This window comes from Arthrobacter russicus, assembly GCF_031454135.1.
In the GTDB taxonomy this organism is placed as follows: domain Bacteria; phylum Actinomycetota; class Actinomycetes; order Actinomycetales; family Micrococcaceae; genus Renibacterium; species Renibacterium russicum.
The window spans coordinates 3752017-3776314 of sequence record NZ_JAVDQF010000001.1 but is presented as its reverse complement, the minus strand read 5'-3'; the positions used below and the strand labels follow the sequence as shown (position 1 = coordinate 3776314).

Annotated in this window: 19 protein-coding genes; 7 read left to right on the top strand and 12 right to left on the bottom strand. The window is 64.3% G+C overall.

Annotated features, from left to right (window positions below; translation table 11 throughout):
• Position 1: 1 nt before the first annotated feature.
• From uvrC to JOE69_RS17590, 8 genes are all read right to left on the bottom strand, one after another.
• Positions 2-1969: an excinuclease ABC subunit UvrC gene (gene uvrC, locus JOE69_RS17625; RefSeq protein WP_309800992.1), complete on the bottom strand. Its 1968-nt coding sequence runs from the start codon at positions 1967-1969 to the stop codon at positions 2-4.
• Positions 1970-2051: 82 nt separating this feature from the next.
• Positions 2052-2717: a lysophospholipid acyltransferase family protein gene (locus tag JOE69_RS17620; protein WP_296361656.1), complete on the bottom strand. Its 666-nt coding sequence runs from the start codon at positions 2715-2717 to the stop codon at positions 2052-2054.
• On the bottom strand, positions 2704-3465 hold the full coding sequence (locus JOE69_RS17615) for an HAD hydrolase-like protein (RefSeq protein WP_309800990.1): 762 nt from the start codon (positions 3463-3465) through the stop codon (positions 2704-2706). Before JOE69_RS17615 ends, JOE69_RS17620 begins: the two co-directional genes overlap by 14 nt.
• A gap of 96 nt (positions 3466-3561) precedes the next feature.
• Positions 3562-6483, bottom strand: a complete 2922-nt coding sequence (uvrA, locus tag JOE69_RS17610; RefSeq protein WP_296361652.1) for an excinuclease ABC subunit UvrA — start codon at positions 6481-6483, stop codon at positions 3562-3564.
• A gap of 92 nt (positions 6484-6575) precedes the next feature.
• A complete protein-coding gene (locus JOE69_RS17605) occupies positions 6576-6971 on the bottom strand; it encodes a GntR family transcriptional regulator (RefSeq protein ID WP_296361650.1) in 396 nt (131 codons plus the stop codon).
• A complete protein-coding gene (locus JOE69_RS17600) occupies positions 6968-8914 on the bottom strand; it encodes an ABC transporter ATP-binding protein (RefSeq protein ID WP_309800987.1) in 1947 nt (648 codons plus the stop codon). The genes JOE69_RS17605 and JOE69_RS17600 overlap by 4 nt, the downstream gene beginning before the upstream one ends.
• Positions 8911-10653 carry an ABC transporter ATP-binding protein gene (locus JOE69_RS17595; RefSeq protein WP_309800985.1) on the bottom strand — a complete coding sequence of 581 codons (1743 nt, stop codon included), beginning with the start codon at positions 10651-10653 and terminating at the stop codon, positions 8911-8913. Before JOE69_RS17595 ends, JOE69_RS17600 begins: the two co-directional genes overlap by 4 nt.
• Before the next feature lie 139 nt (positions 10654-10792).
• Positions 10793-11290, bottom strand: coding sequence for a MarR family winged helix-turn-helix transcriptional regulator (locus tag JOE69_RS17590; RefSeq protein WP_309800983.1), 498 nt, complete (start codon positions 11288-11290; stop codon positions 10793-10795).
• 87 nt (positions 11291-11377) lie between these two features.
• On the opposite strand from JOE69_RS17590, the gene JOE69_RS17585 reads away from it, so the two are divergent.
• Complete coding sequence (locus JOE69_RS17585) at positions 11378-12049, top strand: MBL fold metallo-hydrolase (RefSeq protein ID WP_309800981.1); 672 nt, start codon at positions 11378-11380, stop codon at positions 12047-12049.
• 21 nt (positions 12050-12070) lie between these two features.
• On the opposite strand, the gene JOE69_RS17580 is transcribed toward JOE69_RS17585, so the two are convergent.
• A complete protein-coding gene (locus JOE69_RS17580; protein WP_309800980.1) occupies positions 12071-12850 on the bottom strand; it encodes a trans-aconitate 2-methyltransferase in 780 nt (259 codons plus the stop codon).
• A 110-nt stretch (positions 12851-12960) separates the two neighbouring features.
• On the opposite strand from JOE69_RS17580, the gene JOE69_RS17575 reads away from it, so the two are divergent.
• From JOE69_RS17575 to JOE69_RS17560, 4 genes are all read left to right on the top strand, one after another.
• Positions 12961-15513, top strand: a complete 2553-nt coding sequence (locus tag JOE69_RS17575; protein ID WP_309800978.1) for a DEAD/DEAH box helicase — start codon at positions 12961-12963, stop codon at positions 15511-15513.
• A gap of 21 nt (positions 15514-15534) precedes the next feature.
• Positions 15535-16005 (top strand): GNAT family N-acetyltransferase, encoded by a 471-nt coding sequence (locus JOE69_RS17570; RefSeq protein ID WP_309800976.1) that lies wholly within the window; start codon positions 15535-15537, stop codon positions 16003-16005.
• Positions 16002-17324, top strand: a complete 1323-nt coding sequence (locus tag JOE69_RS17565) for an alpha/beta fold hydrolase (protein WP_309800974.1) — start codon at positions 16002-16004, stop codon at positions 17322-17324. Before JOE69_RS17570 ends, JOE69_RS17565 begins: the two co-directional genes overlap by 4 nt.
• Before the next feature lie 144 nt (positions 17325-17468).
• The gene (locus tag JOE69_RS17560; protein WP_309800972.1) at positions 17469-18044 is read left to right on the top strand and encodes a hypothetical protein; all 576 of its coding nucleotides are present in this window, start codon (positions 17469-17471) and stop codon (positions 18042-18044) included.
• Between the two features lie 382 nt (positions 18045-18426).
• On the opposite strand, the gene JOE69_RS17555 is transcribed toward JOE69_RS17560, so the two are convergent.
• The gene (locus JOE69_RS17555) at positions 18427-19437 is read right to left on the bottom strand and encodes a TerC family protein (protein WP_296361638.1); all 1011 of its coding nucleotides are present in this window, start codon (positions 19435-19437) and stop codon (positions 18427-18429) included.
• Between the two features lie 185 nt (positions 19438-19622).
• Positions 19623-21704: an excinuclease ABC subunit UvrB gene (gene uvrB, locus JOE69_RS17550; protein ID WP_296361637.1), complete on the bottom strand. Its 2082-nt coding sequence runs from the start codon at positions 21702-21704 to the stop codon at positions 19623-19625.
• A gap of 247 nt (positions 21705-21951) precedes the next feature.
• Between uvrB and JOE69_RS17545 the strand changes: the two genes are divergently transcribed.
• A complete protein-coding gene (locus JOE69_RS17545) occupies positions 21952-22347 on the top strand; it encodes a DUF4190 domain-containing protein (RefSeq protein WP_309800969.1) in 396 nt (131 codons plus the stop codon).
• Between the two features lie 21 nt (positions 22348-22368).
• Here the strand turns inward: JOE69_RS17545 and coaE are convergent, their stop codons facing one another.
• A complete protein-coding gene (gene coaE, locus JOE69_RS17540) occupies positions 22369-23592 on the bottom strand; it encodes a dephospho-CoA kinase (RefSeq protein ID WP_309800967.1) in 1224 nt (407 codons plus the stop codon).
• A 22-nt stretch (positions 23593-23614) separates the two neighbouring features.
• Between coaE and JOE69_RS17535 the strand changes: the two genes are divergently transcribed.
• The gene (locus JOE69_RS17535; RefSeq protein ID WP_309800965.1) at positions 23615-24295 is read left to right on the top strand and encodes an IMPACT family protein; all 681 of its coding nucleotides are present in this window, start codon (positions 23615-23617) and stop codon (positions 24293-24295) included.
• Positions 24296-24298 lie beyond the last annotated feature (3 nt).

Here is a 24298-nt window from a genome sequence, read left to right as displayed (position 1 = left end):
GCTAAGATTCCAGAATTTCGCCGGTCGTCATATTGACCGCAGGCTCCGATTCCGCGGATTGCAGCGCATCGTACACGGCCTGCCCGAGTACTGGGCCGATCCCTTTGACCGCAGTGATCTCCGGCACTTCTGCCGCCCGCAACTTCTTGACCGAGCCGAAATGCTTCAACAGCGCCTTGCGCTTGGATTCGCCGAGCCCGGGAACCGAATCCAACAACGAAGCCGTCATCGACTTGCCGCGTTTTTGCCGGTGGAAGGAAATCGCGAAGCGGTGCGCCTCGTCCCGGATCCGCTGCAGGAGATAGAGCCCTTGCGAGGTACGCGGCAGGATCACCGGGAACTCGTCCTCCGGCAGCCAGACTTCCTCCAACCGCTTGGCCAGACCGACCACCGCGACGTCGACGATGCCCAGATCCGCCAGAGCCCGGCTGGCCGCCGAGACCTGGGGCGGACCGCCGTCGACCACGACCAGGTTGGGCGGGTAGGCGAATTTGCTCCGCGGCGCGGGTTCGGCAGTCGGCACGATTTCGAACTCAACCGGCCCGGCCAGCGCCTCGGCCCGGTCCTGTTGTTCTTGCAGGTAGTTTTTGAACCGCCGGGTGATCACGGAGTACATCGATGCGGTATCGTCGCGGGCGGCATCGCCGTTGATCGAAAACCGACGGTACTCGCTCTTTTTGGGCAGCCCGTCCTCGACTACCACCATGGACGCCACCACATTGGTGCCCTGCACGTGCGAAATGTCGTAGCACTCAATCCGGAGCAAGGGCATCGGCAGGTCCAAGGCGTCTTGCAACTCGCGCAAAGCCAAGGAGCGCTGAGTGAGGTCGCCGGCCCGGCGCGATTTGTGCAGCTTCATGGACTGCTCGGCGTTGGACGCCACGGTGTCCATCAGCGCGGCCTTGTCGCCGCGTTGCGGGACCTTGATCTCCACTCTCGCCCCGCGCAGCTCGCTGAGCCATTCGGCGAGTTCCTCGACGTTGGCCGGCAATTCCGGAACCAGGATCTGCCGCGGGATCCGGTCGTCGTCGTCCCGTTCGTCGCCGTAAACCTGCTGCAACAGGCGTTCGATCAGTTCCGGAGGTTCGATGTCCTCGACCTTTTCCACGACCCACCCGCGTTGCCCCCGGATCCGACCGGCGCGGACGTTGAACACCTGCACGGCGGCTTCGAGTTCGTCCTGGTGCACCGCGAAGATGTCCGCACTGGTGTCTTCGGCCAACACCACGGCATTCCGCTCAAAGACTTTCCGGAGCGCAATCACGTCGTCGCGCAACCGCGCCGCCCGCTCGTAGTCGAGTTCGGCGACCGCAGCCGCCATCTGCTTTTCCAGCGTGGTGATGAAGCGCTTCGCTTCACCGCCCATGAAAGCGCAGAACTCTTCGGCCAGCTGCCGGTGCTCTTCCGGACTGACCCGGCCCACGCACGGGGCCGCGCATTTGTCGATGTAGCCGAGCAGGCACGGCCGGCCGCTCTGCTGGGCCCGCTTGAAAGTGCTGGGGCTGCAAGTGCGCACCGGGAACACCCGCAGGAGCGTGTCCACGGTCTCCCGGATCGCCCCAGCGGTGTAAGGGCCGAAATACCGGGTGCCCTTGCGCCGTTCCCCGCGCATGACCTGGACCCGGGGGAATTCCTCGCCCATGGTCACCGCCAAGTAGGGGTAGGTTTTGTCGTCCCGGAAGGCCAGGTTGTACCGCGGCGCGAACTCCTTGATCCAGGTGTATTCGAGTTGCAACGCTTCCAACTCGCTGCCCACGATGGTCCACTGCACGCTCGCCGCGGTGTGCACCATGGCGTAGGTCTTGGGCAGCAAGGTCGCCGGATTGGCGAAGTACGACGTCAGCCGGGACCGGAGGTTCTTGGCCTTGCCGACGTAGACGACCCGTCCGTGTTCGTCACGGAACCGGTAGACCCCGGGATCGGTGGGGATTTCGCCCGTTTTGGGCCGGTAACTTGCGGGATCTGCCACGGCCCCATCCTATTCTGCGGCGCCGACACTATGCACCGCCGGCCAGTGCCCGACGCCGCGCTCCCGCCGTCGGGCACGCTGGTCAGAGGCTTTTGCTCTGGTTGTAGCCTTCGGCCCGCGGTTGCCCGCTGAGCGCTGCGATCGCGTCCATGATCGCGTCGGTCGCGGCCCGCCGCGCCGGCAGCGAATGGTCCGGACCGGTTTTGTCGAAGTAGATCGGCTTTCCCACCACCATCGAGAAGTGCTGCGGTTTGATGGCATTGCTGCCCGCCGGCTGCAACTTTTCCGTGCCTTTCAGCCCGACCGGAATCACCGGAGCGCCGGTGGTCAGCGCCAACCAGCCCACTCCGGTACGGCCGCGGTACAGCAATCCGTCCCGGGACCGGGTGCCTTCGGGGTAAATGCCCACACCGTTTCCAGAGCCCAGAATGTCCAGCAGCGATTTGAGCGCGGCCACGCTGGCCGCTTGCTCGCCGCGTTCCACCGGAATCGACCCGACGCCGGTGAAGAACGACTTCATGAACCGACCCTTGATGCCCTTGGTGGTGAAGTATTCGGCTTTCGCGAAGAACGCCACTTTGCGCGGCATGATGGTTTGGATCAGCACGCTGTCCAAAAACGACAGGTGGTTCGGGGCCACGATGAACGGGCCTTCTTTGGGCACGTTTTCCAGACCGGTGATCGTGGGCCGGCAGGCCACCGCGATCAGACCGCGAGTGGTTCCGCGAGCCAAGTCATAGAGCGCCATCGAGTGCCTCCTGCCGCGTCCGGACGAAGTCTCCGGCCCCGAGTTCCGCAGCGAGCTCCGCGGTGGACTCCAGCACGGCCACCGCACCGGCCCGGAGCAGCTCGCCGGGCGAGCCGAAGCCCCAGCCGACGCCGATGCAATCCAACTGATTGGCCCGCGCGCCGAGCACGTCGTGTTCCCGATCCCCGATCATGACCACCCGGCCGACGGCGCCGGGCGCCGGGTCCAGCAGACCGGCGTCGGCGAGGCCCTGCACGGCGACCGCGACGATTCCGGCTTTCGGCACCTGATCGGCCGGCGCAGGCAGGGTCTCGTCGTCATCGGCGCCGGAAAGCACCTCGAAGAATCTGGACAAACCGTGCCGGTCCAGTACCGCACGCGCGGCGCCCTGCGGTTTCTGCGTGGCCACGGCAAGCGGCACTCCGGCGGCCTGCAGGCCGGCCAGCAATTCCGGAATCCCGGGATAGGGCCGGCTCATCGCCAAGGCGTGTTCGTGGTACCACTGCCGGTAGCGCGCGATCAGCTCGGGGAGCTGTTCCGGACTCGCCTCGGTCGAACTGAGCAACGACTCGGCCAGCTTCGGACCGACCATGGAGTTGAGCACCGGCAGCTCCGGAACCGGCAAACCCATGCCTGCGAGAGCATATGCGATCCCGCCGGTGATGCCACCGGCCGGGTCGACCAGGGTTCCGTCCAAATCGAATAACACCGCAGCCGGAAGGCTGTCGGAACCAGGTGGCCTACTCATCATCACCGCCCTAGTTTCTCACGACTAGCAGCCTGCACCGAACATCCATGCCTGTCACGGCATATCTATCACCGGTGCGGCCGCCTCGGCTGCGGTTCAAAGCACCTCGCGGAGGAAGGCCGCAGTGTAGCTCTCGGTGGACTTGGCTACCGTCTCCGGGGTGCCGGTGGCGATGATCTGGCCGCCTCCAGAACCGCCGTCCGGACCCAAGTCGATCAACCAATCGGCGCTCTTGATCACATCGAGGTTGTGCTCGATGGTGATCACGGTGTTGCCTTTGTCCACCAATCCCTGCAAGACCAGGAGCAGCTTGCGAATGTCTTCGAAATGCAAGCCCGTAGTCGGTTCATCGAGCACGTAGATGCTCCGCCCGTTGGAACGCTTCTGCAGCTCGGAGGCCAGCTTCACCCGTTGCGCTTCGCCGCCGGAGAGCGTGGTGGCCGGCTGGCCCAATCGGACATAGCCCAGGCCGACGTCGACCAGGGTGTTGAGGTGCCGGGCGATCGGGGTGAAGGCCGCGAAGAACTCGGCGCCCTCTTCGATCGGCATATTGAGCACGTCCGCAATGGTCTTGCCCTTGTAATGCACCTCCAAGGTCTCCCGGTTGTAGCGTGCACCGTGGCAGACTTCGCACGGAACATAGACATCGGGAAGGAAGTTCATTTCGATCTTCAAGGTGCCGTCTCCGGAACACGCTTCGCAGCGCCCACCTTTGACGTTGAACGAGAACCGCCCCGGCTGGTATCCGCGGACCTTGGCTTCAGTGGTCTCCGCGAAGAGCTTCCGGATATTGTCGAAGACTCCGGTGTAGGTGGCGGGGTTGGAACGCGGAGTCCGGCCGATCGGACTCTGGTCGACGTGCACCACCTTGTCCAGTTGCTCCAGCCCTTCGACCTTGGTGTGCCGACCGGCGACTTGCTTGGCGCCGTTGAGCTTGTTCGCGAGCACCTTGTACAGGATCTCGTTGACCAGGGTCGACTTTCCGGAGCCCGAGACCCCGGTGACCGCGGTGAAAACACCCAGCGGGAACACCGCGTCGAGGTTGCGCAGGTTGTTCTCCCGGGCGCCGACGACTTTGAGCACCCGCTTCTTGTCGAACTTGCGCCGCTTCGCCGGGACTTCGATCTTCTTCCGTCCGGAGAGGTAATCCCCGGTCAACGAAGAAGTATTGCTGAGCAGGCCCGCCAACGGCCCGGAGTGCACCACCTGGCCACCGTGCTCCCCCGCGCCCGGTCCGATGTCGACCACCCAATCCGCTTCGTGGATGGTGTCCTCGTCGTGTTCCACCACGATCAGCGTGTTGCCGAGGTCCCGGAGCCTGGTGAGCGTCTCGATGAGCCGGCGGTTGTCCCGTTGGTGCAACCCGATCGAAGGTTCATCGAGCACATACAGCACGCCGACCAAACCGGAACCGATTTGGGTGGCGAGCCTGATCCGTTGCGCTTCACCGCCGGAAAGCGTGGCCGAGGCCCGCTCCAGATTCAGGTATTCCAAGCCGACGTCGAGCAGGAAGGTAAGTCTGGCCTGGATTTCCTTGAGCACTTGGGCGGCGATCTGCGCTTCCCGGTCGGTCAGTTCGAGCGAGGAGAGGAATTCGAAGCATTCGCGCATCGGCATCGCAGCCACCGCGGCGATCGACTTGTTGTTGATCAGCACCGAAAGCGAGGCCGGGTTCAGTCTGGCACCCCCGCACTCCGGGCACGGGACCTGCCGCATGTACTCTTCATAGCGGTCCCGGGCGTAATCCGACTCGGTTTCCAGGTGCTTGCGGTGGATGTACTGGATGACGCCTTCGAATCCGGTCGAGTACTTGCGTTCCCGGCCGAAGCGGTTTCGGTACTGCACCACCACGTTGTGGTCTTTGCCGTGCAGGATCGCCTGCCTGGCTTCGGTGGAGAGTTTCCGCCACGGCATGCCCAGATCGAAGCCGAGCTCCTTGCCCAGCCCCTCGAGCAGGCGGTTCCAGTATTCGGTGGTCGCCGCGCCCAGGGACCAGGGTGCGATTGCTCCTTCGCCCAACGGCAGGGCCGGATTGGGCACCACGAGTTCTTCGTCGACTTCCAGCTTCGTGCCGATTCCGGAACATGCCGAACACGCGCCGAACGGGTTGTTGAAGGAAAAGGACCGCGGCTCGATCTCGTCGATCGCCAGCGGATGTTCGTTCGGACAGGCCAAGTTCTCCGAGAAGCTCCGGATCCGCACGGTCTCGGCGTCGTCCTCCGCAACATCGACCAGTTCCACCAGCACCCGGCCCTCGGCGAGCAGCAATGCGGTCTCCACGGAGTCCGTGAGCCGTTGCTGGATCCCGTCGCGGACCACCAACCGGTCGACCACGACCTCGATGGTGTGCTTGTACTGTTTGCCCAGCTTCGGGGCTTCGGCGAGCTGGATCAATTCGCCGTCCACCTTGGCCCGGGAGTAGCCCTTGGCGGTCAGTTCCTTGAACAGGTCGACGAACTCGCCCTTCCGGCCGCGGACCACCGGGGCCAAGACCTGGAACCGGGTGCCTTCGGCCATCTCCAGCAATTGGTCCACGATCTGCTGCGGGGTCTGCCTGGCCACCGGCTCGCCGCAGATCGGACAATGCGGGCGGCCCACCCGGGCCCAGAGCAAACGCATGTAATCGTAGATCTCGGTGATCGTGCCCACTGTGGAGCGCGGATTTTTGGAGGTCGACTTCTGGTCGATCGAGACCGCGGGCGACAAACCTTCGATGAAGTCGACGTCCGGCTTGTCCACTTGGCCGAGGAACTGCCGGGCATAGGCGGACAACGACTCCACATAACGGCGTTGCCCTTCGGCGAAGATCGTGTCGAAGGCGAGCGAGGATTTTCCGGAGCCGGAAAGCCCGGTGAACACGATCATCGAGTCCCGGGGCAGGTCCAGATCGACATTGCGCAGATTGTGTTCCCGCGCCCCTTTGACCACGAGGCGGGACATGTCCGGGCGTTTCACCGGTTCGCGGACGCTGTTCAGCTCGCGCGTCGGGGCAAGGGAAGATTCAGCAGCTTTAGGCACGACTCATATCCTAATCGAAAATGTCTTCGAATGACGTTTGTTCCGCGGTCAGCTTAGCCGGAGCCACCGACAGTATCGAGTCGGGGTGCCAGTCACCGCCGCAACGCTGCCCCCGCGATGGCCAGGGCATCGGCTTCCGGAAGCCCCAGGCCGTGCACCACTGCGGCGAATTCCGCCGCGGCCTGCGCCACCTGTTCGCGGATCGCATCGCCGGATGCGGCCACCACGGTGCCGCCGCGGCCCAGTGTGTGCACCACGCCGGCGCTCTCCAGTTCGCGGAATGCCCGGGCTACGGTGTTCACCGCCAAACCGCTCGAGGAGGCCAGCGCCCGGACCGTGGGCAGCTTCGAGCCCACCGGGAGCACGCCCCGGCCGATCAGGTCCGCAATCAGCAGGCGCAGCTGCTCGAAAGGCGCCACCGAACTCCCCGCGGCCGGCCGCCAGCTTGAAAGGCCGCCGTCGACCGGCTTGGTTTTTGTCACACTCATACCGTAGGCACCTGTTCTTCCACCATCGGGTCCCCGAACTGGGACATGTAAAGCTTTTCGTAAAAACCGCCGGCCGCCAGCAGCTCCTCATGGGTGCCCTGTTCGATGATCCGGCCGTGGTCCATCACCAGGATCAGATCCGCGTCCCGGATCGTGGACAGCCGGTGCGCGATCACGAAGCTCGTCCGGTCCTCGCGGAGCCTGCCCATCGCCTGCCGGATCAGCACCTCGGTACGGGTGTCCACCGAACTCGTGGCTTCGTCCAGGATCAGGATCGACGGATTGGCCAGCCAAGCCCGGGCAATGGTCATCAGTTGCCGCTGCCCCTGACTCAGCGAATCGCCGTCGTCGGAAAGCACCGTGTCGTAGCCGTCCGGGAGCGCCCGCACGAAGTGGTCCACATAGGTCGCCTCTGCGGCTTCGATGATCTCCGCCTCGGAGGCGTCGAGCCGGCCGTAGGCGAGATTGTCCCGGATCGTCCCGGAAAACAGCCAGGCGTCCTGCAACACCATGCCGAACCGTTGCCGGAGGTCGTCCCGGGTCAACTGCGCGGTGTCCACGCCGTCGATCGAGATCTTTCCGGAGTCGATGTCGTAGAACCGCATCAGCAAATTGACCAGGGTGGTTTTGCCCGCCCCGGTCGGCCCCACGATAGCCACCGTCTGGCCCGGTTCTGCGACCAGGGAGAGGTCTTCGATCAGCGGCTCGTCCGCTTTGTAACTGAAATCGACCCGGTCGAAGACCACCCGGCCCTGGATCGGCTCGCCCGGGCGGCCCAGGCTGGCAGCCGGTTCGTGGTCCGGGCTCTGTTCCGGCTCGTCGAGCAGTTTGAAGACCCGTTCCGCGGAAGCCACCCCGGATTGCAGGAGGTTGATCATTCCGCCGATCTGCGCGATCGGCTGGCTGAACTGCCGCGAGTACTGGATGAAGGCCTGCACCGAGCCCAAGGTGATCTGCCCCGCGGTGATCTGCAGAGCCCCGACGACGGCGATCGCCACATAGCTCAGATTCGCGACGAACCCGGTCGAGGGCATGATGATTCCGGAGATGAACTGGGCTTTGGAACTGGACTTGTACAGCCCGTCGTTGGCCAGCTCGAACTTCTCGATCGCGGCCTTCTGCTGGCCGAAAGCCTTCACGATCTCATGCCCGGTGAACATCTCCTCGATATGCCCGTTGAGTTCGCCGGTGGTCTTCCACTGTGCCACGAACTGCACCCGCGAGCGCCGGGCCACCAGCACCGTGATGCCGGCGATCAACGGCACCGAGCACAGTGCGATCAGGGCCAGCGACCAGGAGATCGAGAACATCATCGCGATCACGCCGATCACGGTCAGCACCGAGGTCAGCAGCTGGGTCAGGGTCTGGTTGAGCGTCTGGGCGAAATTGTCGATGTCATTGGTGACCCGGCTGAGCACGTCGCCGCGCGAAGCTTCTTGGAAGTGGCGCATCGGCAACCGGTCCAGTTTCGCTTCGACGTCCTGGCGCAGCCGGTACATCGCCCGTTGCACGATCCCGGTGGTGATGTAGCCCTGGCTCCAGTTGAAGAAGAACGAGATCACGTAGAGCAGCAGCACCGAGAGCATCACCCAGCCGAGCGCTTGGAAGTCGATGCCCTGCCCGATCACGGCATCGGTCCCGCTGACCAAGTCGGCCAGCTGTCCTTGGTTCGCCGCCCGGAGCGCAGCCACCGCCTGCTCCTTGCTGGTTCCGGCGGGGAACTGCCCGCCGAGCATCTTGCCGACCACGCCTTGGAAGATCAAGTCGGTCGCGTGCCCCAGGACTTTCGGCGCCGCCACCGAGAGCAGCACCGAAACTGCGGCCAGGAAAATCACCCAGGCCATCCGCAACCGATCCGGCCGCATCAGACCGAGGATCCGTTTCAGGCTGGCTCCGAAGGCGATGGCCTTCTGCGGCGGCCCGCCGCGCCCCATCATGCTCATGCGGCATTCTCCTGGTCTTCGGCGGTGAGCTGCGAGGTGACGATCTCCTGATAGGTCGGATTGTCCGCCATCAGCTGGTCGTGGGTGCCTTGGCCGACCAGCCTGCCCTCGTCCAGGACCAGGATGTTGTCCGCATGCCGGATCGTATTGACCCGCTGCGCCACCAGGATCACGGTCGCCTCAGTGGTCACCGGTTTCAACGCCGCACGGAGCCTGGCGTCGGTGCTGAAGTCGAGCGCCGAAAAACTGTCGTCGAAAAGATAGACCTTGGGCCGGCCGATGATCGCCCGGGCAATGCACAACCGCTGCCGCTGTCCGCCGGAGACATTCGCCCCGCCCTGTTCTATCGGTGCGTCCAGCCCGTCCGGCAGTTCCCGGACGAAATCGGCTGCCTGGGCGATTTCCAAGGCCGCCCAGATTTCCGCTTCGCTCGCATCGGGTTTGCCGAAGCGCACATTCGAGGCCACGGTTCCGGAAAACAAATACGCCTTCTGCGGCACCAGACCGATCGAGGACCGCAAGGAGTCCAGGGTGAGCTGGTGGCTTTCCACCCCGCCCAACGCGATGTTCCCTCCGGTGCGGTCCAAAAGCCGCGGAATCAAATTGATCAAGGTCGTCTTTCCGCTGCCGGTGGAACCGATCACCGCCGTCGTGGTGCCCGGTTTGGCCTGGAAGCTCAGCCCGGAGACCACCGGCGCCTCGGCCCCCGGATAGCTGAACTCGACGTCCCGGAATTCGATGCTGCCGTCCAGGTCCGGCAGCGTCCGCGCGCCGGCAGCGTCCAACACCGAGGATTCGGTGTTCAGCACCGCCTGGATCCGTTCCGCGCTGACCGCTGCCCGCGGGATCATCATGAACATGAACAAAGCGAACATGACCGCCATCAGGATCTGCATGATGTAGCTCAAAAAGGCGGTCAAGGCACCGATCTGCATACCGCCGGCGTCGATCCGCAGGCCGCCGAACCAGAGCACCCCGACCGAGGCCATGCTGACCACGGCCATGATGATCGGAAACATCAGCGACAGCAGCCGGCCGGCGCCGAGCTGGGTCCTGGTGAGGTTGCGGTTGGCCACGTCGAACCGGGCAGCTTCGTGTTCCCGGCGCACGAAGGCGCGGATCACGCTCACCCCCATGATCTGCTCCCGCAGGACCGCGTTGATCGCGTCCAGCTGGGCCTGGCCTTTGCGGAACAGCGGAACCAGTTTGCGCACGATCAGCCCGATCGCGATCACCAGCACCGGGATGATCACCAGGAGCAATCCGGAGAGCGGGACATCCTGTTGCAGGGCGAGCACGATTCCGCCGATGCACATGATCGGCGCGGTCACCATCATGGTGAACGACATCAAGGTCAGCATCTGGATCTGCTGCACGTCGTTGCTGGTCCGGGTGATCAACGAAGGCGCGCCGAAAGTGCCGACTTCCCGGGCGGAGAATGATTCCACTTTGCGGAACAGGTCACTGCGGATGGTCCGGCCCACGGTCATCGCCAGCCGGGCGCTCAGATAGGTGGCGGCGATCGCGCAGATGATTTGCCCCAAAGAAATCAGCAGCATCCACAGGCCGAGCGAATAAATCGTGCCGGTGTCCTGCTTGACCACGCCCTCGTCGATGATGTCCGCGTTCAGGGTGGGCAGGTACAACGTCGCCACGACGGAAAGCAATTGCAGAACCACGATGCCGCTCAGCACTGCCTTGTGCGGAGCCAGGTTCCTCGCAATCAACCGGAATAACAAAGGATCCTCCTGCGGTGCGCCCGATTGCCAGGCGGAAGTCGCCCGGCAAGCTTCAATCTTGAGCAATCCCCCGGACCAAAACTACGCTCAGGCAATCAGATTGTCAGCAAATGTTCGGATTGTCGCGGAAATTCGCCTCTCAGCGAAGTTCCGGCGAACCCTCTGCCGCCGGGGCGTCTGCCGCCTCCGGCACCGGGGACGGCGTGCTGCCTTGGAGCGCATTCGCCAGCCGCGCGACGGCGGCCAGTGCGTCCCGGGCTTCGGCCTCGTTCCAGCCCCGCAGCCGCTGCCGCATCCGATCGGCGCGCTGCGACATCACTCCGGCCAGGACTTGCGCGCCTTCCGGGGAGACTTTGATCAAGGTGGCCCGTCCGTCCTCCGGATCGGGCCGGCGGAGCACCAGACCCTGTTCCGCCAGATCGGCCAGCTGCCGGCTCAGCGCACTGGGCCCGACGCCGATCATCTCCGCGAGGGCGCTGGCCCGGCATTCCCCGGACTGGGCCAAAAGCCCGATGATCCCGATGTGGGCCAACCTCGGGCCTTCCACTGAAGGTTCGTGCGACAGGCTTTTGAGCGTCCGGAAAAGCCGGAATACTTCATTGACCAGGTCGACGAGGGTTTGATCCTCGACCGCCATGATTCCTCCCAGAAAAATTGCTTGACTAAGTCAACTATATACCTTATCGAATCAGCTCCGCCGCCCGGCCTCGGCTAATCTTGCAGCATGGTCGAATCGCAGCTGCCCGAAGTGCTCTTGCAGAGCCCGCTCCTGACCATCCGCCGGATTTCGGTCAGCGCGATGGACAACAACGTCTACCTGCTGACCTCCCGCACGAGCGGCAGCCAGGTGCTCATCGATGCCGCCGACGACGCGCCGGCGATCTTCGGAATGCTCGCATCCGCGAGCGCGGACACCGCCGATGGACGGCCGCCGAAGCTGCAGGCGGTGATCACCACGCACTCGCACTGGGACCACGTCCGGGCGTTGGCCGCGGTCGTGGCGGCCAGCGGCGCGCGCACCGTCGCCGGGGCACCGGACGCGCCGGACATCGAAGTGGCCACGGACAGCCCGGTCGGCGACGGCGACATCGGCGAATTCGACGGTTTCGAGTTGGCAGCGATCGCGCTGCGCGGGCACACGCCGGGGTCCATCGCCTTGCTTTACCGGGACCCGACCGGTCCGGCGCACCTGTTCACCGGGGACTCGCTGTTCCCGGGCGGCGTCGGCAACACCGATCGGGACCCGGCCCGGTTCGACCAGCTGTTCCGCGACGTCAAGGAACGGATCTTCGACCGGCTCCCGGACGACACCGTGGTGCATCCGGGGCACGGTGCCGGCACCACACTCGGTGCCGAACGGCCCCAGTTGGCGGATTGGCTCGCCCGGGGCTGGTGAATCACCGCCTGCGGTCCGGTTTCAGATCTTCCGGCCCACCACGAAGATTCGTCGGAACGGGAAGACCGTGCCGAAGTCGCGTTGCGGATACGCCAGGTCCAACCGAGCCGAGTATTCCGCCTCGAAGGCTGCCGCGGCGTCCGTGGAGAGCGCATTGAGCACCGGGCGCAGGCCGGTGCCGCGCACCCAGTCCAGCACCGGATGCGGCCCTTGCAGCACTTGCTGATAAGTGGTTTCCCAGGCGTCGGCGCGCATCCCGGCAGCCAGGAAAATCTCCAAGTAGTCCGCCGGCTCGCCCACCGCGTCCTCGTGCCGGAGCACGCCGTCGAGCCGGTCCCGCCAAACTGGCGACTCCGCCACTTCGCGCATCAGGACATGTGAGGCCGCGCCGAAATTCCCCGGCACCTGCATCGCGAACCATGCTCCGGGCCGCAGCGCCGCGAGCCAGGCCGGGAGCAGTTCCCGGTGCTCCGGCACCCACTGCAGCACGGCATTGGTCACCACCACGTCGGTGTCGGCTGCGGGTTGCCAGTCCACCACGTCGGCCACCGAGAAACTCAGATTCTGCGGATGTTCCGCCGCCGTTGCGGCGGAGATCATCTCAGGTGAGGAATCCAGGCCGAGCACCCGGGCCTGCGGCCACCGGGCGGCGAGCGTGCCGGTCAAATTGCCGGGGCCGCAACCCAGATCGACCACCGAGGCGGGTCGATCGGCCAAAACCCGTGCGGTCAGGTCGAAAAAGGGCCGGTTCCGGAAATCCCCGAACTGGACGTATCGCTGTGGGTCCCACGTTACTGTCATTGCAGCCTCCGCGCTCGTTGCCAACGTCTGCTTCCGAGCATACTGTCATCCTGGTTGCCGAACCGAGCCGACGGGCAAGCTGCGGACGGCTTGCGGCTAGGCTGGAGTCGATGACACTCCTTGACAAGCTGCCGATGTCCGGCGAAGACCCGGACGCCATTTACGACGGATTCGTGGACTGGAGCGCGGCTCAGGGGCTGAGCCTCTACCCGGCCCAGGACGAAGCCGTGATGGAACTCGCCAGTGGCAACAACGTCATTCTGGCCACGCCGACCGGCTCCGGCAAATCCCTGGTGGCCGTGGCCGCGCATTTCACCGCGCTGGCGGCCCAGGAACGCAGCTACTACACCGCGCCGATCAAGGCCCTGGTCTCGGAGAAGTTCTTCGCCCTGATCGAGATCTTCGGTGCGAAGAACGTGGGCATGGTCACCGGCGATTCCTCGGTCAACCCGGAGGCGCCGATCATCTGCTGCACTGCGGAGATCCTGGCCAATATCGCCCTGCGCGAAGGCCCAGCCGCTGCGGTGGGCACCGTGGTGATGGACGAGTTCCACTACTTCTCCGACCCGCAACGCGGTTGGGCCTGGCAAGTTCCGCTGCTCGAATTGCCGCAGGCCCAGTTCCTGCTGATGAGCGCCACACTGGGCGATGTGAGCAGTTTCGAAAAGGAACTCACCGAGCGCACCGGGCGGAACACGGTCACCGTAGCCTCCGCCGAACGGCCGATCCCGCTGCACTACTACTACGTGCAGACCCCGGTGCACGAAACCATCGAAGAACTGCTCAATACCCATCAGGCTCCGGTGTACATCGTGCACTTCAGCCAGGCCGAGGCGATCGAGCGCGCGCAGACCCTGATGAGCATCAACATGTGCAGCAAGGAGGAAAAGCAGCGTATCTCGGAAATGATCGCGCGCTTCCGCTTCTCCCCAGGATTCGGCAAAACCTTGAACCGTCTGGTCCGCCACGGCGTCGGGGTGCACCACGCCGGGATGCTGCCGAAGTACCGGCGCTTGGTCGAGCAACTGGCCCAGGCCGGGCTGCTCAAGGTGATCTGCGGCACTGACACGCTCGGCGTCGGCATCAATGTGCCGATCCGCACGGTGCTCTTCACCGCTTTGAGCAAGTACGACGGCGTCCGGACCCGGACACTGCAGGCCCGCGAATTTCATCAAATCGCCGGCCGCGCCGGGCGGGCCGGGTTCGACACTGCGGGCACGGTGATCGTGCAGGCGCCGGAACACACCGTGGAAAACGCCAAGGCGATGGCGAAGGCGCAGGCGAAGTTCGGCGACGATCAGCGCAAGCTGCGCCAAGTGGTGAAGAAGAAACCCCCGGAAGGCTTCGTCAGCTGGGGCGAGCCCACCTTCACCCGCTTGGTCGAATCGGAGCCGGAACCGCTGTCCTCGAGTTTCACGATCACCCATGCCATGCTGCTGAATCTGTTGGAGCGGCCGGGCAACCCCTTCACCGCGGCCCGCCGGCTGCTCAGCGAGAACCGGGAACCCCGGGCCGTCCAGTTGAAGCTGATGCGCAAGGCCCTGGGCATCCTGCGCGAGTTGCTGGTGGCCGATGTGGTGGAAAGGATCCCGCTCGCGGAACAGACCGCGGACGGAAGGACGCTCCGGTTGACCGTCCACCTGCAGCTGAACTTCGCCCTGAACCAACCGCTCTCCCCGTTCGCGCTGGCCGCGCTGGAGTTGTTGGACCCGGAATCGCCCAGCTACGCGCACGATGTGGTGTCGGTGATCGAATCGACGCTGGAGAACCCCCGGCAGATCCTTTCCGCCCAGTTGAAGTACGCCCGCGGCGAAGCGATCGCCGCGATGAAGGCCGAAGGCATGGAGTACGAGGAACGGATGAACGCCCTCGAGGAAATCAGCTATCCGCAGCCGCTCGGCGAGCTGCTGCGCCAGGCTTTCGACACCTATCGGAAGTCCGCGCCGTGGCTGGGCGATTTCACCGTCGAGCCCAAGTCGATCGTCCGGGACCTGGCCGAACGGGCGATGAACTTCGGCGAATACGTCCAGTTCTACTCGCTAGCCCGCAGCGAGGGCATCGTGCTGCGTTACCTGGCCGACGCCTACCGGGCTTTGCGCCAAACCGTGCCGCCGAATGCGCTCAGTGAAGACCTTTCGGATCTGATCGCCTGGCTCGGCGAGCTGGTCCGGCAGGTCGATTCCAGCCTGTTGGACGAATGGGAAGCCCTGGCCGCCGGGCACGAAACCGCTTCAGCCGCCGATCCCGCCTCCGCGGACGGCGTACTGGCCGCCCCGCCCGCGCTGACCCGCAATGACCGGGCATTCCGGGTGATGGTCCGCAACGAACTGTTCCGTCGGGTGGAATTGGCCTCCCGGGACAACTTCGAAGCGCTGGGCGAACTCGATGCCGACGCCGGCTGGAATGCCGACCGATGGGCGGACGCCCTGGACGACTACTGGGATGAACACGAGTTCATCAACGCCGGCCCCTCGGCCCGGGGCCCGGCTCTGTTCGTGCACGAACCCGACTCCGCGGCCCGGCTGTGGAAGGTCCGGCAGATCATCGACGACCCGGCGGGCAACCACGACTGGGCGATCCAAGCCGAGGTGGATCTGGACGCTTCGGACGAAGCCGGCTACGCGGTGCTGCGGTTGACTGATTTCGGCCGCGCAGACGGCTGAAGGTTGGGATATGGTCGGGGTATGACCATCCGCCCCGCCGTGCTCAGCGACGTCCCCGTGATCCTCGAACTCATCCACGATCTGGCCATTTACGAAAAAGAGCCGGACGCGGTGAGAACCACCGCGCAGATGCTGGAATCGGCGCTTTTCGGCCCGGAGCCGAAAGTCTTCGCCGACATCGCCGAAGACCAACACGGCGTGCAGGGCTTCGCTTTGTGGTTCCTCAACTTCTCCACCTGGGAAGGCGTGCACGGGATCTATTTGGAGGATCTCTACGTGCGTCCCGAGGCGCGTGGCGGCGGGCACGGCAAGGCACTGCTCCAGGGACTGGCCCGGACCGCAGTGGACCGCGGCTATGCCCGCGTCGAGTGGAGCGTGCTGGATTGGAACACCCCCTCGATCGACTTTTACCGGTCCTTGGGCGCGTTCCCGATGGATGGTTGGTCCACTTTCCGGCTGACCGCCGAGGCGTTGACCGAGTTCGCCGCATGAACCCGCTGGATCCTGCGCACCGGCAGACCGAGTTGCTGGAACGCGGCGGGTTCGGCTACCGCACGCACGTCTTCCGGTTGCCCTTGGACCATGCGGCTCCGGACGGCGAATCGATCTCAGTCTTCGCCCGGGAAATCAGCGACCTCGCACGGCCGGATGCACCGTGGCTGGTCTACTTCCAAGGCGGGCCCGGATTCCGGGCAGACCGGCCGGCGGCGCCCGCCGGCTGGATCAAAGAAGCGCTCAAAGAATTCCGGGTGCTGCTGCTGGACCAACGCGGAACCGGCCTTTCCAGCCCGGCGAACCGGAAGACCCTGCCGGCCCGCGGCGACGCCGCGGCACAGGCTGCGTACCTCAGCCAGTTCAGAGCCGACTCGATCGTCGCCGACGCCGAAGCCATCCGGACCGCGCTCGGCAGCCCACCCTGGACCATCCTGGGCCAGAGCTTCGGCGGATTCTGCGCCTTGAGCTATCTTTCGCAGCATCCAGAGGGCCTGCGCGAGGTCTTGATCACCGCCGGACTCGCCCCGCTGCACGGGCATCCGGACCGGGTCTACCGGGCGACTTTCGCCCGCACCGCGGCCCGCAATGCGGAGTATTTCGCCCGGTACCCGGCAGACCAGGACTTGGCCAAACGGATCGCCCGGCATTTGGCCGAGCATGCTGAGTTCCTGCCCAGCGGGGAACGGCTGACGCCGCACCGGTTCCAGATGCTGGGCGGGCTCCTCGGCGGCAACAGCCGGATCGATCTGCTGCACTACCTGCTCGAAGACGCATTCCCCTCGCCGACCGGGCGGGCCGAGTCTGCGCCGGCGCTTTCCGATGCCTTCCTGGAACAGGTTTCCGCGGTGGTTTCCTACGCGCAGAACCCGCTCTACGCCGTGCTGCATGAAGCCGTCTATTGCCAGGGCGAAGCGTCGAACTGGTCTGCCGCCCGGGTCGCCGCCGAGCGCGGTGACATGGACGCCCTGGCGGATTCCTTCATGTTCACCGGGGAAGCCATCATGCCCTGGTATTTCGACGAGGACCCGGCGTTGGTCCCGCTGCGCGAAGTCGCCGAATTGCTCGCTCGGAAGGCCGACTGGCCGGCGCTGTACGATCCGGCGCGCTTGGCCCGCAATGAGGTTCCGGTGGCGGCCACCGCCTACTTCGACGACATCTACGTGGACCACGGCTTGGCCAGTGAAACCGCTGCCGCAGTGCGTGGCTTGAAACTCTGGGAGACCGGGGATTACCACCACGACGGGCTGCGGGCGGACGGGGAAAAGATTTTCGCTACCCTGCTGGCGATGGCTCGCGGCGGTTCCGCACCAGCGTGAACACCGCGGCCAGAACCGCGACGACCAGTACCGCGGCGATGAGGTTGAGCCCGGCGTAGCCCCAGACCGCCAAAGCGATGCCGGCCGCCGACGCACATAGCTGAAAGACGGCTCCGGGAGGCTGATAGCGGCTAAATTTGGGACATGGACCCAGTCGCTATCGTTGCAAGCGCCTTTGGCGGCGCGATCATCACCGGGCTTGTCGGCCTCATTACTCACACGCTGACAGGGCGTCGTGAGCAGAAGAGATGGATACTGGATCAGAAGTACAGAGTTTACGTGGACTTTCTCCGCGAAGTGGAGATGCAGAACCGATATTATCGCAAGATCTGTAACAGCACCTTCAGAGAAGGAGCCAAAATGCTGCTCCATTCCGACTCACCTTCACGTACGACGGATATACAAGAAATCCTGCTCCTGGCACACTTCCGCCTCGCGTACAAAGTCCTGCTTTGGTCCCGCACCCATGTAGCACTGGTCGAGTTGCTACAAGCCACCATTCAGACAGAGACCGATCAGCTGCACACTAATCCGCAGTTCCTTGCACAGCCTCTAATCGCAAGCCCTGAAATGGTAGCCGCACAAGAGGCAGAGTCCGCTGCCTCAATCGCCATGCTCAACGCCGTCCGCAAGGAACTTGGATTCACTGAGCCGTTAGTTGACCGCGTCCACGACTGGGTACGGAAAAAACGGCAAAAGACCGAAGACTCCGCCCTGTGAAGACCCGAAGTGCCCCGAGAATGAAGCGTCCTAAGTTATCCATAAACGGGAAAATCGTGAATTCGATGATGGGCAGCACATCCGTACCGTGGTGTCCCATCGTCAAACGCTGATCCACGAGCTTCAAAATGACGGCATCCTCTGCATCACGGCATGCGAACCTATCACGGTCCACAATGTGGCGACCATCCCGGGACAGCTCAGGTTCCGCCCGATCACTATACCGACGTCAAGCAGCCAACGAAGCAATCGGCAAAGCCGTGAAGGCTGCCGCCAAGGTGAGCAAAGTGGTCACCATGGCGGCAGCCGGCATCCGAACCGCTCAGATCCACCATCGGCGGGAAACCAATGAAAAAGCCCCCGACGTCGAAGCTGCCGCGCGTCAGTTCGACTCGGTCGGCGTCGCCTGCTCCGGCAGCGACTTCTTGGCTTTGCCCTTCGGACTCAGCAGACTCGCGACTACGGTGACTACCAGGACGCCGCAGATCACCAGCAGGGACAGTTCCGTGGAAATCTGGAACACCGGTACGCCTTCGCCGCCGTTGATGAACGGCAGGTTGTTCTCATGCAGCGCGTGCAGCACCAGCTTCACGCCGATGAAGCCGAGGATCACTGCCAAGCCGTACGAGAGGTAGACCAGACGGTCCAACAACCCGTCGATCAGGAAGTACAGCTGGCGCAGGCCCATCAAGGAGAAGGCATTGGCCACGAACACGATGTAGGCGTTCTGGGTCAGACCGAAGATCGCCGGGATCGAGTCGAAGGCGAAGAGGATGTCGGTCGCGCCGATGGCCACCATCACCAGCAGCATCGGGGTGAGCATCCGCTTGCCGTTTTTGACCGTGAAGAGCTTGTCGCCGTCGTACTCGTCGCTGGTGTTGAAGAAGCGCTTCGCCAACCGCACCATGATGTTGTTGGCCGCACCCTCGCCGTCGTCGTCCTTCTGACCGACCAGCTTGACCGCGGTGAAGATCAGGATCGCGCCGAAGAGGTAGAAAATCCAGGCGAAACTGTTGACCAGACCGGCCCCGAGCAGGATGAACACGGTCCGCGCGACCAACGCGAAGACGATGCCGAAGAGCAGCACTTTCTGCTGATCCGCACGCGGCACCGCGAAGGAGCTCATGATGATCAAGAAGACAAAGAGATTGTCGACGGAGAGCGCTTTTTCCGTGATGTATCCGGCGAAAAACTCAGTGCCCGAGGTCGGGCCCGCGAAGATCAGCATGCCGATGCCGAAGAGCACCGCGATGCCGACATAGATCCCGGACCAGATGGCAGCTTCTTTGAGGCTGGGTTCATGCGCCTTGCGCACGTGGGCGAAGAAGTCGAAGGCCAGTAGGCCGAGGATTCCGACCACGGTCAGAATCCAGACTAAGGGGGTGACGTCCATGGGACACCTTCCGGTAGGCATGAGCAACTACCGCAAGTCTCTCCACCGGCTCTTCAGAGCCGGCCGCTACGCCCGGCAGAGCATCGGTGCCCTACGTGTTGACGTTCATAGCGCTGAGGGATACTCCCCTACGTACCGCACCAGTCTACACTGCCCGAACGCCGCTGAGATCACGGATCCGCGACTCAGGCATGACCGGCGGCTTGCATCTGGCGCAACTCCTTCTTCAAATCGCCGACTTCATCGCGCAACCGGGCGGCCAGCTCAAATTGCAGCTCGGCCGCTGCGGCATGCATTTGGGCGGTCATCTGCTCGATCAGGTCCACCAGGTCTTCCGCCGGCACCGCGGCCAGTCCGTCGTGGCGCACCGGCGTCGGCGCTTTGCCCCGGGAGCGGCCTTTTCCAGCCGAATCGAGCAAGCTCTTGGTGTCGGCGTCTTCCCGGGCCAGCGAATCGGTGATGTCGGCGATTTTCTTCCGCAGCGGTGTCGGATCGATCCCGTGTTCGGTGTTGTACGCAACCTGGATCTCCCGGCGCCGATTGGTCTCGTCGATCGCCTTGGCCATTGAATCGGTGATTTTGTCCGCGTACATGTGGACCTCGCCGGAAACGTTCCGCGCCGCTCGGCCGATGGTCTGGATCAACGAGGTGGCCGAGCGCAGGAACCCTTCCTTGTCGGCATCCAGAATGCTGACCAACGACACCTCCGGCAAGTCCAAACCTTCGCGGAGCAAGTTGATGCCCACGAGCACGTCGAAAGTGCCCAGCCGCAATTCGCGCAGCAGCTCCACCCGGCGCAGGGTGTCCACGTCGGAGTGTAGGTACTGCACCTTGACGCCGTGCCCCAAGAGGTATTCGGTGAGGTCTTCGGCCATCCGCTTGGTCAGCGTGGTGACCAGGACCCGCTCGTCCCGTTCCACCCTGGTCCGGATCTCGCCCAGCAAATCGTCGATTTGCCCCTTGGTGGGCTTCACCACGACCTCGGGGTCGATCAAGCCGGTTGGCCGGATAATCTGCTGCACCACGCCGTCCGATTTGCCCAATTCGTATTTGCCCGGCGTCGCTGAGAGATACACCGTCTGGCCGATCCGCTCCAGGAATTCATCCCATTTGAGCGGGCGGTTGTCCATCGCCGACGGCAGCCGGAACCCGTGGTCCACGAGCGTCCGTTTCCGGGACATATCGCCTTCGTACATCGCACCGATCTGTGGCACCGTGACATGCGATTCGTCGATGACCAGCAGGAAATCGTCCGGGAAGTAGTCGATCAAGCAGTGCGGCGCGGACCCGGCGTCGCGGCCGTCGATATGCCTGGAGTAGTTTTCGATGCCATTGCAGAAGCCCATCTGCTGCATCATTTCCAAGTCGTACGTGGTGCGCATCCGGAGCCGTTGCGCCTCCAGCAATTTGTTCTGGCCTTCCAATACTTTCAACCGTTCGGCCAGTTCCGTCTCGATCTGGGCGACCGCCCGGGCCATCCGTTCCGGACCCGCCACGTAGTGCGAGGCGGGGAAAACGTACATCTCGGTCTCTTCGCGGATCACTTCTCCGGTCAGTGGATGCAAGGTGTAGATCTTTTCGACCTCGTCGCCGAAGAACTCGATGCGCAGCGCCTGCTCTTCGTACATCGGGATGATTTCGACGGTGTCCCCGCGCACCCGGAAAGTACCGCGGTGGAAGTCCGTGTCATTGCGGGTGTACTGCATGCTGACGAACTTGCGCAGCAAGTCATCCCGGTTCATTTCCTCGCCCTGGCGCAGGGTCACCATTCCGGCGACGTATTCCTCCGGCGTTCCCAGGCCGTAGATGCAGGAAACCGTGGCGACTACCACCACGTCCCGCCGGGTCAGCAGCGAGTTCGTCGCCGAGTGCCGCAGCCTTTCGACTTCTTCGTTGACCGAAGAGTCCTTTTCGATGAAGGTATCGGTCTGCGGGACATAGGCTTCGGGTTGGTAGTAGTCGTAATAGGAGACGAAATACTCGACCGCATTGTTCGGCAGCAGTTCCCGGAATTCATTCGCCAGCTGGGCGGCCAGGGTTTTGTTCTGCACCATCACCAAAGTGGGCCGTTGCACTTGCTCGATCAACCAAGCGGTGGTCGCCGATTTGCCGGTACCGGTGGCACCGAGCAAAACCACGTCTTTTTCCCCGTTGTTGATCCGCTCCGCCAACTCGGCGATCGCCGTCGGCTGATCCCCGGCGGGCTGGTATTCGCTGATGACTTCGAAGGGCGCAACGACTCGATTGATCTCTTGGGCCAGGCTCATACGACTACGCTACTGCGCGACACCGACAGTTTGCGACGGTACCGCCCGAATCAGCTCTCGGCGATGTCCGGAAGCCTGCCCGGAGCCGCCTTGCTTCTGCTGCCGGTTTGGGCCGGGGCACGGTTTTCCACCGGACAGCACCCCGCGCCACGAATCTTTGCGGCATAATCCTTGGGGAAACGCTTTGGTTTGGCCTAAAGTAAGCCCGAACAAAGGAAATGTTCAGCAATCACCGAGAAAGGCCATCATGAGCGAAAACTACGGGCAGCAATCTGTGCCGCCGAACCAGCCGCAACCGGGCGTGCCACAGTATCCGGCACAACCGGACCCGAATGCGGCTGCGAACTACAACTACCCGAGCCCGGCCGGCAACTACCCGCCGGCCGCCGGCGGCGATTACCCGGGCAAGACCTTGGGCATCGTCGGCTTGGTCTTCGCCTTCGTGTTCCCGCTGGCCGGCTGGATCATCAGCGCCATTGCGGGAAAACAGTCGAAAGCCGTCGGCATGCCGAACACGCCGGCCAAGGTCGGTTTGATCTTGAGCATCATCTTCACGATCATCGGCGTGGTCTTCATCATCATCTACATCATCGCCATCGTGGCGATCGTCAATTCCGGCTACACGATCGACGGCCGGTACTGATTCCCCGGAATCCGGACGGAATCAAACCCGGGGCGGCTGCCAGCCGCTCCGGGTTTTCCATGCCTCCAGCGCCGGCTCGGCCACCTCGGTGAACCAGGGCTCTTTGGCCTCGGCATAGCCGGCCGTGCCCGGATCCGAAGCATGCAGTGCTGCCACCCGGCGTTTTTCCGCCAGGTATTCGGCCCGCGCCGCGGAATCCGCCCGGAGCCAGTCCCGGAAGGCCAAGGCGTAATCCGCGCCGGCCGAACCGGACACCCGGACGTGCAAGTTCACCGCCCGGCCCGGATCCGAATTTCCGTGCAACCGTTTCCGCCAGTGCGCCGGGTCCGGATCGAACGCCTTCGGCGTGTCCGCCCAGTCCCCGGGTACGACCGGGAAACCCGCGGCTGCCAGTCCGGCGGCAAGCGCGTCCGCCGCCGCCAAGGACTCCACCCGCAGCTGCAGGTCGATCACGTCTTTGGCGGCCAGCCCCGGCACCGAGGTCGATCCGATGTGGTCCACGCCCAGCACCTCACCGGTCTGCGCGGCTCCGGCCAGCCCGGCCATGATCCGTGCGGAAAGCCGGGCCGCCTGGGCCGGCCAGCTAGGATCTTCCGGGACCAGGATCGGCGGCCCGGACCGCGCAGCACGGCGTCCGGCAGCCAGATTCTCGGCGAATGGCAGCAACCGATCCTGCCACAGGGCCGCCACGGTGGCCAGCGTTGCCTCCGCCGGCCCGGAATTGTCGATCACCAGGTCGGCCGCCGCGATCCGCTCGGCCCGGCTCGCCTGCGCCGCGATCCGCTCCTGTGCGGCCGGCCCGTCGAGTCCCCGGGTCTCCTGCATCCGGGCGAGCTGCAGCTCCACCGGAACATCGACCACCAAGACCAAGTGGAATCCCGGGCCCTGACCGGTCTCGACCAACAATGGAATGTCCTGCACCACGATCGACTCCGGACCGGCCGCCCGCTTGAGCTCCGCTGCCCGGGCACGCACCAGAGGATGGACGATCTGGTTGAGCCGCTGCCGCAACGTCCCGTCGGCGAAGATCTTCGCGGCCAGGGCCGGTCGGTCCAGACTGCCGTCGGCCAGCAGCAGCTCCGGGCCGAAGGCTTCGACTACTTCGGCCAAGCCCGCAGTGCCCGGCGCCACGACCTCTCTGGCCAGCGCGTCGGCGTCGATGAGCACCGCGCCCAATTCTGCGAGTTTCGCCGCGACCAGGGATTTCCCTGCCGCGATTCCGCCGGTGAGTCCGATTGAAAGCATGGCACCAGACTATGCTGGATCCGTGCAATACCGCGTCCTGGCCGATGATTCCAGGCATCGCCACGAGCTTCTGGTGAAACAGTCCCGGTTCATCGCGGTGCTGCAACGCGTGTCCGACGAGTCGGCAGTCCGGGACCTGCTCGCCGGACTCCGCCGGGAGTTCCGCGACGCCCGGCATTTCTGCAGTGCCTACCTGCTGGGGCCGGACCAGGAGATCCAGCGCAGCAACGACGACGGCGAACCCGCCGGCACCGCGGGAGCGCCGATGCTCGATGTCCTGCGGCAGCGGCCGGACCCGGCGGGCCGGCCGGACACTCCCGGCCAGCCCGCGCTTTCCGATGTCTGTGTGGTCGTGATCCGGTATTTCGGCGGTACCCTGTTGGGCACCGGAGGCCTCATCCGGGCCTATTCGGATGCCGCTTCCGGAGTGCTCGGCACCGCGCGGACCATTCCGCGAACCCTGTTTTCGGTATACCGGCTGACCGTGCCGCATGCTGTGGCCGGGCGTTATCAGCACGAGCTCAGCCGGGCCGGCTGCCGGCTCGGCGAAGCCCGCTATGCCGATGCCGCGAGCCTGGAGGTCGCGATCGAATCCGGCGGTTCCGCGGAATTCCGCTTGCGTGAACTGGTTGCCGCCATCGACCGGTCGGCGGCGGCAAGCACGCTCCTGCAACCGGTCGGAACCACGTGGATCGACGGCTGAATC